The organism is Streptomyces sp. 6-11-2, assembly GCF_006540305.1.
In the GTDB taxonomy this organism is placed as follows: domain Bacteria; phylum Actinomycetota; class Actinomycetes; order Streptomycetales; family Streptomycetaceae; genus Streptomyces.
On sequence record NZ_BJOR01000002.1, the window covers coordinates 400344 to 413872 of the forward strand.

General features: G+C 68.4%; 14 protein-coding genes. 2 read left to right on the top strand and 12 right to left on the bottom strand.

What is annotated here, in order from left to right; translation table 11 throughout:
• Nucleotides 1-57: 57 nt before the first annotated feature.
• Genes TNCT6_RS37970 through TNCT6_RS37980 form a run of 3 tightly spaced genes read right to left on the bottom strand, consistent with a single transcriptional unit; the run spans nucleotide 58 to nucleotide 2539 of the window.
• A complete protein-coding gene (locus TNCT6_RS37970; protein ID WP_141367699.1) occupies nucleotides 58-852 on the bottom strand; it encodes an amino acid ABC transporter ATP-binding protein in 795 nt (264 codons plus the stop codon).
• A complete protein-coding gene (locus tag TNCT6_RS37975; RefSeq protein WP_141367700.1) occupies nucleotides 849-1694 on the bottom strand; it encodes an amino acid ABC transporter permease in 846 nt (281 codons plus the stop codon). Before TNCT6_RS37975 ends, TNCT6_RS37970 begins: the two co-directional genes overlap by 4 nt.
• The gene (locus tag TNCT6_RS37980) at nucleotides 1691-2539 is read right to left on the bottom strand and encodes a transporter substrate-binding domain-containing protein (protein WP_141367944.1); all 849 of its coding nucleotides are present in this window, start codon (nucleotides 2537-2539) and stop codon (nucleotides 1691-1693) included. The genes TNCT6_RS37975 and TNCT6_RS37980 overlap by 4 nt, the downstream gene beginning before the upstream one ends.
• A gap of 664 nt (nucleotides 2540-3203) precedes the next feature.
• Between TNCT6_RS37980 and TNCT6_RS37990 the strand changes: the two genes are divergently transcribed.
• Nucleotides 3204-4193, top strand: coding sequence for an NAD(P)-dependent alcohol dehydrogenase (locus tag TNCT6_RS37990; RefSeq protein WP_141367702.1), 990 nt, complete (start codon nucleotides 3204-3206; stop codon nucleotides 4191-4193).
• 331 nt (nucleotides 4194-4524) lie between these two features.
• Here TNCT6_RS37990 and TNCT6_RS37995 read toward each other — a convergent pair whose 3' ends face one another.
• From TNCT6_RS37995 to TNCT6_RS38030, 8 genes are all read right to left on the bottom strand, one after another.
• On the bottom strand, nucleotides 4525-5316 hold the full coding sequence (locus TNCT6_RS37995) for an SDR family NAD(P)-dependent oxidoreductase (RefSeq protein ID WP_141367703.1): 792 nt from the start codon (nucleotides 5314-5316) through the stop codon (nucleotides 4525-4527).
• A gap of 13 nt (nucleotides 5317-5329) precedes the next feature.
• Nucleotides 5330-6019 (bottom strand): GntR family transcriptional regulator, encoded by a 690-nt coding sequence (locus tag TNCT6_RS38000; RefSeq protein ID WP_172633303.1) that lies wholly within the window; start codon nucleotides 6017-6019, stop codon nucleotides 5330-5332.
• Between the two features lie 73 nt (nucleotides 6020-6092).
• On the bottom strand, nucleotides 6093-6884 hold the full coding sequence (locus tag TNCT6_RS38005; protein WP_172633304.1) for an acetoacetate decarboxylase family protein: 792 nt from the start codon (nucleotides 6882-6884) through the stop codon (nucleotides 6093-6095).
• A gap of 23 nt (nucleotides 6885-6907) precedes the next feature.
• Nucleotides 6908-7657: an amino acid ABC transporter ATP-binding protein gene (locus TNCT6_RS38010; RefSeq protein ID WP_141367706.1), complete on the bottom strand. Its 750-nt coding sequence runs from the start codon at nucleotides 7655-7657 to the stop codon at nucleotides 6908-6910.
• 3 nt (nucleotides 7658-7660) lie between these two features.
• A complete protein-coding gene (locus TNCT6_RS38015) occupies nucleotides 7661-8767 on the bottom strand; it encodes an amino acid ABC transporter permease (protein WP_141367707.1) in 1107 nt (368 codons plus the stop codon).
• A 2-nt stretch (nucleotides 8768-8769) separates the two neighbouring features.
• Nucleotides 8770-9489, bottom strand: coding sequence for an ABC transporter substrate-binding protein (locus TNCT6_RS38020; protein ID WP_172633305.1), 720 nt, complete (start codon nucleotides 9487-9489; stop codon nucleotides 8770-8772).
• Nucleotides 9490-10819: 1330 nt separating this feature from the next.
• Nucleotides 10820-11287, bottom strand: coding sequence for a nuclear transport factor 2 family protein (locus TNCT6_RS38025; RefSeq protein WP_141367709.1), 468 nt, complete (start codon nucleotides 11285-11287; stop codon nucleotides 10820-10822).
• Between the two features lie 287 nt (nucleotides 11288-11574).
• Complete coding sequence (locus tag TNCT6_RS38030) at nucleotides 11575-12270, bottom strand: epimerase (RefSeq protein ID WP_141367710.1); 696 nt, start codon at nucleotides 12268-12270, stop codon at nucleotides 11575-11577.
• Between the two features lie 20 nt (nucleotides 12271-12290).
• On the opposite strand from TNCT6_RS38030, the gene TNCT6_RS38035 reads away from it, so the two are divergent.
• Complete coding sequence (locus TNCT6_RS38035; RefSeq protein WP_141367711.1) at nucleotides 12291-12563, top strand: hypothetical protein; 273 nt, start codon at nucleotides 12291-12293, stop codon at nucleotides 12561-12563.
• Here the strand turns inward: TNCT6_RS38035 and TNCT6_RS38040 are convergent.
• Nucleotides 12527-13510 (bottom strand): aldo/keto reductase, encoded by a 984-nt coding sequence (locus tag TNCT6_RS38040; protein ID WP_141367712.1) that lies wholly within the window; start codon nucleotides 13508-13510, stop codon nucleotides 12527-12529. The genes TNCT6_RS38035 and TNCT6_RS38040 overlap by 37 nt on opposite strands.
• Nucleotides 13511-13529 lie beyond the last annotated feature (19 nt).

Sequence of the window (13529 nt, forward strand, 5' to 3'; positions counted from 1 at the left end):
CCGTCCCTTCACGTGCGGCACCGCGCGATCGCTCATGTACCGCACCTTGATTCGGTGCTACCCGCTCTCACCCGCCCGGCCCGCTTTCTCCTCCTCGACCTGTGCCTTCGCGGGGTCCAGGAGCCGGGACAGAAAGTGCCGGGTGCGTTCGTGAGCGGGGTTCCCGATGACCCGGTCCGGTGTGCCGTCCTCGACGATCACCCCGCCGTCCATGAAGACGACCCGGTCGGCGACCTCCCGCGCGAAGCTCATCTCATGGGTGACGACCATCATCGTCATGCCCTCGTCGGCGAGCATGCGCATCACGGCGAGGACGTCGCCCACCAGCTCGGGGTCGAGCGCGGAGGTGGGCTCGTCGAAGAGCATCACCTCGGGGCCCATGGCGAGCGCGCGGGCGATGGCGACGCGCTGCTGCTGACCGCCGGAGAGGGAGGAGGGATAGGCATCCGCCTTCTCGGACAGGCCCACGCGTTCCAGGTTCTCGGCGGCGATCTCCGCGGCCCGCGCCTTGCCCCGACCGAGGACCCGGCGCTGCGGCAGTGTGAGGTTCTCGGTCACCGTGAGGTGCGGGAAGAGGTTGAACTGCTGGAACACCATGCCGATACGGCGGCGTACGGCGTCGATGTCCACATCGGGGTCGGTCACCTCGGTGCCGCCGACGAAGACCTGGCCCTCGGTGGGCTCCTCCAGGAGGTTCACACAGCGCAGCAGGGTCGACTTGCCGGAGCCGGAGGGGCCGATGACACAGACCACCTCACCCTGGCCGATCTCCAGGTCGATGCCGCGCAGCACCTCGTTGTCCCCGAAGGACTTGTGCAGGCCGCGGACGAGTATCTCGGGGGCAATGCTCACTTGACGGCTCCCTGGGCCTTGGCCTCCATGCGGCGCACCACGAATCCGAGCGGGATCGTGACCAGCAGATAGCACAGGCCCGCGACCAGGATCGGTGTGGAGTTGGCGGTCTGGCTGGCCAGATCCCGGCCGAACTTGGACAGTTCACGCTCCTCCAACGTGACGCCGAGGAACAGCACCAGCGAGGAGTCCTTGAAGAGCAGGACCAGTTCGTTGGTGAGCGGCGGGAGGATGATCCGGAACGCCTGCGGAACGATGATGGAGATCATCGCCCGGGCCGGCGAGAAGCCCAGTGAACGGGCCGCCTCCATCTGTCCCTTGGGCACGGCCTGGATGCCCGCGCGGATCGTCTCCGCCATGTACGCGGCCGAGACCAGTCCGAGCGCGAGGGCCACCTTGCCGTATGTTCCCCCGATGATCTCCGTGCCGGGGAAGGCCAGTGGCACGGCCACACCGACGAAGATGAAGATCAGCAGGGCGGGCAGACCGCGGAAGATCTCGATGTAGACCCCGGCGACCCAGCGGTAGGGGCCCACGGACGACAGCCGCATCAGCGCGATGACCATGCCGAGGACCAGGCCGACGACGAAGCCGGTCAGGGTGAACAGCACGGTGTTCTTCAGCGCCAGGGTGATGACGTCCGGGAACATCCGCCGCGCGATGTCCGCCTGCGCGAACTGGTTTTGCAGTCGGCCCCAGTCGGCCGTGGCCGCGAAGGCGATCACGGCGGCGACGAAGACGGCGTACTGGACGCCGCGCGAGAGCGTGCGCCGCCGGCTCCGGGTCAGACGTCTTCTACGGGGCGGGACCTCGGCGCCGGCGGTGCCGGTGGTGTCGCTCATGAGGCGGACGGCGAGGCGGCGGACGGGGTGTACGGGCCGATCCACTGCTCGTACAGCTTCTTGTAGGTGCCGTCGGCCTTCGCGTCCTTGATCGCCTTGTTGACCGCGGCGAGGAGTTGGGAGTTGCCCTTCTTCACCGTGAAGCCGTACTGCTCACCGGTGTCGAGGTTGCCGACCACCTTGAAGGCGTCGGCGTTGGGCTTGTCCTTGAGCCAGCCCTGGACCACCGGGTAGTCGATGACGATCGCCTGGACCTGTCCGGTGCGCAGGCCGTTGAGGACGGCGTCGGAGGACTCGAAGGAGACGGGGTCGAAGCCCTGCCCCCGCACATAGTCCTCCCCGGTGGTCTGCGCCTGGGCACCGAGCTTCCTGCCCTTGGCCTTCACATCGGCCAGGGACGTGATGCCGCTCTTCTTGTCGACCAGGACGGCCTGGGTCGCGTCGAAGTACGGGGCGGAGAAGTCGACGTTCTTCTTGCGCTCGGCGGTGATGGTCATGCCCGCGGCGGCCAGATCGCACTCGCCGGAGTTGAGGAACGCGCCGGTCTTGAAGTTCTCGAAGGGCGTGTCGAGGATCTGCTGCTTCACCCCGAGGTCCTTGGCGACCAGGTCGATCAGGGAGACGTCGAAGCCTTGGACCTTGCCGTCGATCTCCGACTGGAAGGGCGGGTAGGGCAGATGCGTGCAGGTCGTGAGCCGGCCCGCCTTGACGAGGTCGACCCCGCCATCGGCCGACTTGCCCGTGCCGCCGCTGCCGCTCGACGTGCAGCCTGCCATGAGCACCGCCCCGGCCGTCGCGGTGATGGCGGCCAGGATGCGGACCCGGCGTCCGAGGAGCGTGTTCACGGGGGACCTCTCTGTGGGGGACATGCGCATGCAGATTATAAGGAGATCTTTGACCCTCTCAAAAAGAACCTGAGACATAGGTGATTCCGGGCGCGTATCGCCCTCCGGGACGTCAACGGCCGGATGAGGAAAGGGTCCTGCTGGTTACCCTCGACTCCGTCCGTGCTTCGCCGACTGGCGACTGGCCCTTGGCGACTGGCGGCGGGGCGGCGGGGCGGCGGACGGCGGGACGGCGGGACTGCGGTGCACGGCCTGGCGGTGCTGTTCCGCACGGCGGTCACGGCGGAGCGGGTGCGCGCCGCCCTCGCCGAACACCCGGAGACCGGCTTCATGTCGCCGTGCACCCGGAGGCGGCGACCGACGCGCTGGGCGGGTCTCCCGCGACAACAGGCCGCGCACGGACAGTTGGTGGGCGGTGGACCGCGGCTCCTACCATGCGCTCGATCGGGTGACGCCGCGGTGGGCGGCGACCCGGACACGGCGTGGCAGCCGGGGAGTTACGGCCGCAGGGTGATCGATGTCGGTACGGCTCCCCGTGGGCCGAGCGCCCCGTTCCGCCGGTCGACGACCATTGACGGCTGTACCGCGTACGCCTACCTTGCCCTCACCCGCGCGGCGGAGATGTGTCGGTCGTGACGGGTCCCGAGGAGATGGGGGCAGGGCGATGAAGGCAGTGCTCCAGGAGCGGTTCGGGCCGCCGGACATCCTGCGGCTGCAGGAAGCCGACCGGCCCCGGGCCGGGGCCGGCCAGGTGCTGGTTCGTGTGCACGCCGCCGCGCTCAACCCCTACGACTGGCACATGATGCGCGGCGACCCCTACGCGGCGCGGCTGATGGGAGGCATGGGACTGAGCCGTCCGAAGTGCCGGGTGGCCGGCATCGACGCGGCCGGAGTGGTGGAGGCTGTCGGCGCCGGCGTAGGAGGGCTCCGGCCGGGCACTCCGGTACTGGGCTTCTGCGCGGGGGCGTTCGCCGAATACGCGTGCGCCACGGCGGAGTTGGTGGTGCCCAAGCCCGAGCGTCTGTCCTTCGAGCAGGCTGCGGCCGTGCCGATGGGGGCGGTGACCGCACTGCGCGGCATCCGGACGGTGGGCCGGGTCCGGGCCGGGCAGCGGGTGCTGGTCAACGGGGCTGGTGGCGGCGTGGGCACCTTCGCCGTTCAGATCGCGGCCGGCCTGGGCGCGGAGGTCACCGGCGTGTGCAGCGCCGGCAGCACCGAACTGGTGCGCTCACTGGGCGCCGCGCACGTCATCGACTACGCCTGCGAGGACTTCACCGACGGACGCGCCCGCTACGACGTGATCCTGGACAACGTGGGCAACCTTCCGCCGGGCCGGCTGCGTCGGGTGCTCACCCCGACCGGAGTCCTGGTGGCCAACGGCGGCGGCTCACCCGGCCGGGTGTTCGGGGCGATCGGCTCCATGCTGAAACTGACCGCGGTCAACGCGGTCACCCGGCACAGCCTGCGCCCGATCATCCCGGCGACCCCGGGCGGTCCGGCCCACGAGGACCTGCTCGCGGTGACCGCGCTCATCGAGGCCGGTCAGGTCACTCCCGTGGTCGGCCGGACCTACTCCCTGGCCGATACGGCCGAGGCCATGCGCCAGGTGGAGGAGGGCCACTCCCGCGGCAAGACCGTGATCACTGTGCGCTGACGTACGGGCTGCCGGTCCTGCACGGCTCCCCGCAGCCCTGCGACCGAGCGCAGGAGGCCCTCGCCGAGCGACAGCAGGCGCGCTGCCGACAATGCGGTGGTCCGTATACGGAATCACTCACCCGTGCCCACAACGGTCGCGGCATCCGCTGCCAGGACACTGAGGGGCTCCCGCTGAGGGGCCCGGAGCAGCTCGCCGGCCCGGTGGCTCAGGGCGGGATCACCCGGCCCGCCCCCCCGTGCAGCCGACCCTGTCCCCGCCCCGTCCCGTGGCAGCCGTACGGGCCGAGGGGGTGGCGGGTCTTGGGGGCGGTCGCGGGTGGGGGTGATTGCTACAGCGCCGCGGTCCAGCCGCCGTCGACCGTCAGGGTGTGGCCGGTGACGTAGGAGGACGCCTGGGAGGCCAGGAAGACGACTGCGCCGCTGAGGTCGTTCGGCTCGCCGACCCTGCCGAGTGGGATGTGGTCGCGAACGATCCGCTCTTCTGCTTCGGGAGTGGGGAGCAGGTCGGAGGTCATGTTGGTGCGCATGTAGCCGGGGGCGATGGAGTTGACGCGGATGCCGTGCGGGCCCCATTCGTATGCCATGTTCCTGGTGACGTGGACGACGGCTGCCTTGGAGGCGTCGTATACCGAGGAGCGTTCACCGTCCACCACCAGACCGCCGATGGAGGCGAGGTTGATGATGCGTCCGTGGCCACGGCGGCGCATGGCCCGGGCGGCGCGCTGCGCGGTGAAGTAGGTGCCGCGGAGGTTGATCGAGAGGGTGGTGTCGAACTCCTCCAGGGTGGCCTCCAGCGCGCTGTTGCGCAGTGAGACGCCCGCGTTGTTGACGAGGATGTCCGGGCTGTAGCCGTTGGCCTCCAGTGTGTCGAAGGCGGCGTCGATGCTCGCCTTGGAGGTGACGTCGAGTGCTAGGGGGATGCAGTCCACTGCGTGTTCTTGCAGGCGGTCGCAGGCGGTCTTGGCGGCCTCATGGCTGACGTCCGAGGTGATCAGCCTGGCTCCGGCCCGGCCGAGTGCCAGTGCCTGGGCCAGGCCCAGGCCGCCGGCCGCGCCGGTGACCAGGGCGGTCTGGCCGGTGAGGGAGAAGAGGGAGTGCACGGTGGCGTCGCTGCCCCGCATGGGCGGGTCCTTCCTAGAGTCCGTAGTCGGTGAGGATGGTGACGACCTGCTGGGAGTCGTGCAGTACGTGCTCGCGGATGTGCGCGTCGGCGGTGGCGGCGTCGCCCTCGGCGATGGCCGCGGCGAGCGGGCGGTGGTCGACGCCGGTCCAGTCGGGGGTCTGCACCACCTTGGAGCAGAAGTACCACTGGCGCAGTGCGAGGTTGAAATGGATCTCGGCAGTGGTGATCAGGTAGTCGTTCCGCGTCATCCGGTAGACGCTGCGGTGGAACTCCGCGTCCAGGTCGATGCATTCCTGGAGATCGGTGGTGCCGAACTGCCGCTCGGCGAGGGCGACCAGGTCGTCCTTCTCGGCCTTGGAACCGCGGGTGCAGGCCAGGGTGGCGGCCAGGCCCTCGAGTTGCAGCCTCAGTTCCATCACGGAGCGGGAGTCCTTCAGCGCGATCTCGGTGGCGAACGTTCCGCTGCGCGGGAAGATCACGACAAGCTGCTCGAACTCCAGTCGCCGGATCGCCTCCCGTACCGGCGAGGCGCCGAGCTGGAGGCTGCTGCGCAGTTCCGCCTCGCTGAGCCGCTCGCCGGGCATGATCTCGCACCTGACCAGCCGTGAGCGCAGGGCCGCGTGGGCCGACTCACTGAGCAGGTTCGCTGATCCGGCCTCGGCTTTGGCCGCATGCTTGCCAGGGACGTACGCAGGACGCACTGTGTCCAACCCTCTCTGTGGGCGGCGCCGCCGGACAGGCCGTCGGCGCCACCAAATGGATGACGGGGAAAGGCTATTCGGCGACGGTGGAGGCCCGCTGCGGCCGCGCTTCCGGACCGTCCGCCAGCAGGTCGTCGATCACTGTCGAAATGCCGTTCTCCACGGTGCAGGCGTAGTCGCCGACGGAGTACTCGCCGCCGAGCACCTCGACGACCTTGAGCTGCACACCGTTGACGCTGAGCGCGGATCCCAGTTCGAGCTCCGCCGGACCGAAGCACTTGCTCCGCAGGACGAAGTCCTTGGAGGTGTCGCGGGAGACGATCTCGAAGGTCCTGAAGCCCGGGCCGTTGGCCTCCGGAAGGGCGTGCACCTGGAGGTGCGGGTAGAGCGCCATGTCGGCCCACGCCTCGTTCGAGTATCCGTCCTGGGGCACCATCGAGATGCCGAAGATCTGCTCGCCCGCGCGCTGTACGGTTCCGGCCACCCGGCTTGCGGAGTCGGTGAGTTGGATCTCCCCGTAGTGCTTGGGGTAGCCCCACACCTCGCGGCCGAAGGCCACGCTCCAGGGCTGGTCCTCGTACTCGAAGTAGTAGTTCACCCCGACGTGGTCCCGGTAGCGGACCGGGATGACGACGCCGGAGTCGTAGAAGGCGCCCGGAGTCGCGTTGGCGAAGTCCGCGATCTGCACCACGAAGCGGTCGTCGGCCAGTTCGAAGGGGGTCGGCTCCAGCAGTTCCCGGAGGTTGTCGGCGTCGCCCTTGCAGTACACCGAGAGGCTGCGCAGGTTCTCCGACCAGTAGGGCTGATCGCCGCTGGGGTACCCGAGGTAGGTGAAGAAGTCCCGGACGTCGTAGTTCTGCTTCATCGTCAACTCCATTAGAAAAGAGGTCAGTCCCGGCCGGCTTCATGGATCCGGCGGAGGAACGTCTTCAACTCCGGGGTGGCGGGCTGGTCGAAGATCTGCTCCGGGCGTCCCTCCTCCAGGATCGATCCCTGGTGGAGGAAGCAGATCTTGGAGGAGATCTCCCGGGCGAAGGACATCTCGTGGGTGGTCATCATCATGGTGATGCCGTCACCGGCCAGTTCGCGGACCAGGTTCAGCACCTCGATCACCAGCTCCGGGTCGAGCGCGGAGGTGATCTCGTCCAGCAGCAGTACCTCGGGACGCATCAGCATGGCGCGGGCGATGGCCACCCGCTGCTGCTGGCCGCCCGAGAGCTGGTCGGGGTAGGCGTCGGCCTTCTCCCGGAGCCCGACCCGCTCCAGCATCACCCGGGCGTCGGCCTCCGCACGCTCCTTGGAGGCGATGCCGGCCCTGACGGGGGTGAGGGTGCAGTTGCGCAGGACCGTCATGTGCGGGAAGAGGTTGTAGCTCTGGAAGACGATGCCCACCCGGCGGCGCAGCCCGACCAGGTCCACGCCCTCGCCCGAGATGACGTCCCCGGCGAGCGAGATGCGTCCGCCCTGGATCGGTTCGAGGCCGTTGACGCAGCGCAGCAGGGTGGATTTGCCGGAGCCCGAGGCCCCGATGAGGGTGACCACGTCGTGCCGGGCGACGGCGAGGTCCACCTCGTCGAGCACGGTGTGGTCACCGTATCTCTTGGTGACGCGGTCCAGCAGGACAAAGGGTTCTGTCATGGCTCAGACTCTCTTCAGCTTTGTGCCGGAGCGTGCCAGCAGGTAGTCGACGAAGCGGGTCTGCGGGATGGTGATGAGCACGAAGACGAAGCACACCGCGGTCACCGCGGAGAGGTTGAAGTCGTTCGCCGAGTAGATCTTGGCCTGGCTGAACGCGTCGATGATCCCGACGACGATCACCAGGGCGGTGTCCTTCTGCAGGCCGATGAACTGGCTCAGCATCGGCGCGGCGATGTTCCTGGCCATCTGCGGCAGGATCACGAACCGGTAGACGTCGGGCTGGGAGAGCCCCATGGACAGCGCCGCGGAGGTCTGCCCCTTGTTGATGGACTCGATGCCGGCCCGGTACAGCTCGGCGTTGTACGCGCTGTACGTCATGGCCAGCGCGACGATCGCGTAGACGATCGGGTCGCCCTTGCTGAGCACCGGTACGTCGGTGAGCGGGAGGCCGAAGCAGACCAGGTAGATCAGCACGACCGAGGGGATGCCGCGGAAGACGTCGATATAGGCGATGGACAGCGCGCGGACCGGCCAGAACCCCTTTCCGGGAAGCAGCCGTCCAACGGCCAGCAGCAGTCCGAAGAGCATGGCGAGCAGCTGGGCGCCGACCGCGATCTCGATGTTGACGACCAGCGCCCCGAAGATGTCGCCGAGGCTCTTGGTCATGTAGGAGACGTTGAAGAAGGTCTTCTGCACGGCGCCGTCGTTGGTGAAGACCAGAAGCCCCACCAGGGCGGCGACGGCGACGAACCCGGTCAGTCCCAGTGAGGAGACCGACGCGTCCCGCGACCGGGAGGCGGCGACCCGCGCCTCGGCGTACCGTCCCTCCTCCCACTCCCGCTCCGACTGCTTGCTGCGGCTGTAGGAGAGGAGGAAGGGCCCGCCCAGCACCAGCACCGGGAGCACGGCGCCGAGCAGCAGGTGCAGCGGCTGGGAGCGGGTGACCGCGGTGCCCGTGAACTGGTAGCACAGCACGGTCGCCAGCAGGGCGAGGACCGCGGCGGCGCCCAGATAACCGGAGGTGGCCAGCGGGGCGGCGGGCGTGGGCTCCGCGGCGGCGGTCTGCGATCCCGTGGCCCCGGCCTTTGTGCCGGGTGCTCTGGTGGCCATGGTCAGGCGCTCCAGTCGGACAGCCGGTGGGGATCGCCGCCGAGGATCGGGTTGAGCCACTTCTTCATGATCGCGTCGAGGGTGCCGTCCTTCTTCATGTCGGCGAGGATCTGGTCGACGACCTTCACGTTGGGGGAGCCCTTGGAGAAGAGCGCGGCCACATTGCCGCCGACCGGGTACTTGCCGATCACTTCGAGCTTGCCGCCCGAGTTCGCGGCCCTCGGCATGACGGTGGCGGTGTCGTTCAGTGCCGCGTCGACCTGGCCCGCCAGGACCGCGTTGAAGAGGTCGTCGTTGGAGTTGAAGACCCGCACCTGCTTGGGCTTGAGGGTGCTGTTCACGTAGTTCAGCTGCACCGACCCGGCGAGCACCCCGACCGTCGCGTTCTTGATCGAGGACTTGGTGAGAGCGGAGCCCTTCTTGACCAGGACGCCCGTCTCATAGGTGTTGTACGGGGTGGAGAAATCCACCGCCCGGCGCCGCTCGGGGGTGTCGTAGATGTCCCAGAGGGCGAAATCGAAGTTGGACGTCTTGGCGGTCACCAGCGCTTCGAAGGAGGCGTTGACGAGCTTGATCTTCTTGAGTCCGGCCCGGTTGGCGATCTCCGCGTCCAGGCAGTACATGTAGCCGCCGTTGACGGAGTCGAGCGTGTTCCCGCGGTAGCCGGCCGGGTAGGGGAGCGAGGCGGCCACGGTCAGCGCACCGCTTTCACGGGTCTCCATCCTGTGCACCGTCGGATTCTTCGTGACCGCGCAGTCCCCGAAGGGACGTCCCCCCTGCGCGCTCCCCGAACCCTGTGTGCTCGAGCAGCCGGTGAGGGCGAACAGCCCCGCGGCCACCGCGGCGGCGCTGCCGCGCCAAAGCGACTTCTTCACTAGAACCTCGTCTCGTGGGGCCGTTTCCGGCGACATCGGAGCAACCGACGCCAAGCCCCCGACGTCAGTGGAATTTCACTGACATGTCAGTGATGTGGGCGTGACGCTACCGAACATCACGCCAGCCTGACCAGACCCGAAGGGCGACTTTTTGCCTTGAGCGGGTACTTCGATCACACCAGTGGTGGCTCCGACGTGCTTCGTCTCTTTCACGCGGTGGCAGCGCGTGCTGCTCTCGTCGCGCCGGGCGGAGTGCTTGACTCCAGGGCAGCGCAGGGCGTTTGGTGACTACTCGTATCGAGGTGCGTCAATACGCAGGCGAGCAGGGCAGGATCCCCGTACCCCTGGTCCGGCGAGCTCGAGGCCGTCGTCCGTGAGAGCGTCGGACCGCTCGCCGCCGACGTGGACCGGGTCGACCGCAGCCTGATGTGGACGGGCCTGCGGCTCCTGGCGCGACGGTGACTTCCCCTTGTCGCGCACGTCATCCTCGGCGGGGTGCCGCTGCACGAAGGCGACAACTACATCGGCTGCTACGTCACTCTGCGGAGCAGGTCAGCGAGGTCGCGGCAGCCTCGGAACCACGTGACGGGCAGTGCCTGCGCGACTGCTTCGCCACGCTCACGTTCGACGCTGACCACGGCACCGGCCACGCGCAGGACATCGCCTACACCCGGACATTCCTGCCAGGACTGAAAAACTTCTGCCACACGGCAGCGCAGAACGACCGGGTGGCGATCTTCACGGTCGATCATTGACATCCTCGTCCCTGAACGGGGGCGATTCCCGCCTGCTGCGCCCATGTTCAGCGGCCCCGGTCAGCGTCGCGCGCCCGCGAGCGGCCAGTCGGCTGCGCCACACGCCCCCCGGCACCCGGGGGTATGACGGCGCGCTGGCCGGCCGACACCGCGTACGTCTACAGCGCCTCGCGGCTTCCATGGTGAGTTCCGGCGGTGAGCCGTTCTGGGCGACACGACGCATGGGGTCAGGCGCTGCCGGCCGACGAGCCGGCCGAGTTCGTCTTCGCCTGGAGGGGCCGCCGGGTGGCCTCGCTGACCGGACGGGCTGAAGCGCCTCCAGGCTGCGTACCCCTGCCCGTGAGCGTGTCCTCGATCAGCTCGACGGCCGGTCCCTGCCTGTTCTGGCCAGTTCGAAGCTGTGGTGAGAAAGCTCGGCCGGGTCAGGCGACGGAGGGGCGCGTCTCCGTCCAGTCGACCAGCAGTCTGCGTTCGGCGAACAGCCACCCGCCGTCCTGCTTGACGAGTTCGTCGAGATAGCGGATGGAGGCGATCATCAGCGTACGCTGCCCGTCCCCATCCACCGACAAGTGATAAGCCAGGCAATAGCTTTCAGCCGTTGCCCGGACTCCGTCCAGCGAAATCGTGCTCTGCCCGTTGAAGTGAGTGGTGGTTTCGTACGTGTTCAGATTGTCGAAGACCGGGGCCAGAGAGTCGCGGCCGTGCAGCTCCTGAGTCGGCTCAGCAGCCGTGGCGTCCATGAAAACGAGGAACCGGGTGTCGTCCGTGAAGAGCGCCAGCTGCCCCTTCGCGTCGCGGCGGTCCGCACAGTGGGCATAGGCGTCGATCAGTTCACGGATGGCCAGCCGGTCGGCGGCCTCCTGGGGTGAAAGAGCGGAATGGGAAGCCATGTCGTTCTCCCTCGGGTAAATACTTGACGAATGGGTAACAAAAGTCGCGCGGTGCGATGTTCTGGGCATGGGGAAGGGTGTGGCCGCGCGGCCACACCCTTCCCGTGGATCACGTGAACACCCCTGGCGCCGTGAGCCGTTGATCGCGGAACTCGCGGCGTCCCAGTCGTCTTGCGGGCAGCGTCAGCGGCTCCGTGGACGTGAGGATCGGCGGCCGGAGGCCAGCGCGTTCGGCGGGCAGGATCCGCCGGATCATGGGTTTGCGGTACCAGTGAAGTGGCGGTCGATCACCCCGTCTTCGTCGCTGTGGCTGCGCTCTCGCCGCCCAATCGGTTGATCTCCGGGCTGTACAGGATCCGCTGCTCGACTGCTCCGGGCCGGGTGACGGCGAGCATGGCGCGGCCGATGTGTTCGGTGGTTGTGGTGTGCCCGGGAGAGAGGCGGCGCAGCAGCGGGTAGAGCCAGGAGGTGAGGCCGTACAAGACCCGGTACGCCGGCGTCTTGGAGACTGCTCCGTGGAGGGGGCTGATATAGCCGGGGCGGAACATGTACGCGTCCATCGGCATGGCCAGTAGGGCGTTCTCGGTGCGGCCCTTGACGCGGGCCCACATGGTCCGGCCGCGTTCGCTGCTGTCGGTGCCCTCTCCTGAGACGTAGGTGAAGGTCAGTGCGGGGTTGGACGCGGAGACGGCACGTGCGGCGGCGAGGGCGTAGTCGTAGGTGATGCGGGTGTACTCGGCCTCGCTGCGGCTGGCGGAGGAGATGCCGAGACAGTAGAAGCAGGCGTCGTGACCGGCCAGTTGTCCGGAGATGGCGGACAGATCGGTGAAGTCCTGGTGGATGACTTCCCGCAGCTTGGGATGGCTGATGCCCAGCGGGCTGCGGACCACCACCAGCACACGTGTGACGGCGGGGTCGAGGAGACAGGCGCGCAGTACGCCCTGTCCGATCATGCCGGACGCGCCGAAGATGACGACTTTCACGGGCAGACTCCAGGTAGAGGGTGAAGGTTCAGGTCCGCGATACCGCGGTGGCGGTCGACGACGGTGGCGCGCCGGTGCTCACGGTCAAATCCGGCGCCCATGGCGGGCGTGAGCGGGGTGCTGCTCAGGGCAAGCACGGGCAGGAGGTCACGCAGTTCCCCAGCGGGCAGCGCATCGGAGGCGAGGTCGTCTCGATCCGCCCGCCCGCCAGGAAGCCACGGCGCGTCGTTCAGTTCAGTGGGGCGCTGGTCGGGTCTCAGCCGTTGAGCGTGCCCATGAACTCGGGCGCGTAGCGGTCGCCGATGACCACGCCGTGCGGGGCCACCGTCTCGATCGCGGAGAGGTCCTCGGCGGAGAGGGTCACATCGGTCGCGGCGATGTTCTCCTCCAGATAGCGGCGGCGCTTGGTGCCCGGGATGGCGACCGCGCCCTGATGCTGGACCCAGGCGAGGGCCAGTTGGGAGGGCGTGACGTCCTTGGCGGAGGCGATGCGGCGCACCTCGCGGACGACGTCGAGGTTGCGCTCGAAGTTCTCGCCCTGGAAGCGGGGGTCCGTCCGGCGCCAGTCGTCCTCGGCGAAGTCGTCGGGGCTGGTGATGGCGCCGGAGAGGAAGCCACGCCCCAGCGGGGAGTAGGCGACCAGCCCGATCCCCAGTTCGCGCAGGGTGTCGAGCACGCCATTGTGTTCGATGTCGCGTTGGAAGAGCGAGTACTCGGTCTGGACAGCGGTGAGCGGGTGCACGGCGTGGGCACGCCGGATCGTCTGGGCGGACGCCTCGCACACGCCGATGTGGCGGACCTTGCCCTCGGCGACCAGCTCGGCCAGCGTGCCCACGGTCTCCTCGATGGGCACCTTGGGGTCGATGCGGTGCAGGTAGTACAGGTCGACGTGGTCCGTGCCCAGGTGCCGCAGCGAACGATCGAGTGCCCGGCGCACGTACTCGGGCCGGCCGTTCAGGTCGAGCACGTTGCCTTCATCGGTGATCTCCACGCCGGTCTTGGTGGCGAGGACGGCCGCATCCCGGCGCCCGGCCAGCGCCTTGCCGAGAAGCCGCTCGTTGGCGAAGGGGCCGTAGCTCTCGGCGGTGTCCAGCAGGGTGACGCCCAGCTCCAGCGCGCGGTCGATCGTGGCCAGCGCCTCGGTCTCGTCGATGGCGCCGTAGAACACGCTCATCCCCATACAGCCGAGGCCCTGCATGCCGACGGTCAGTCCCAGGCGGCCCAGTGCGCGGTGTTCCATAAGAGTTCCTCCGACAGGT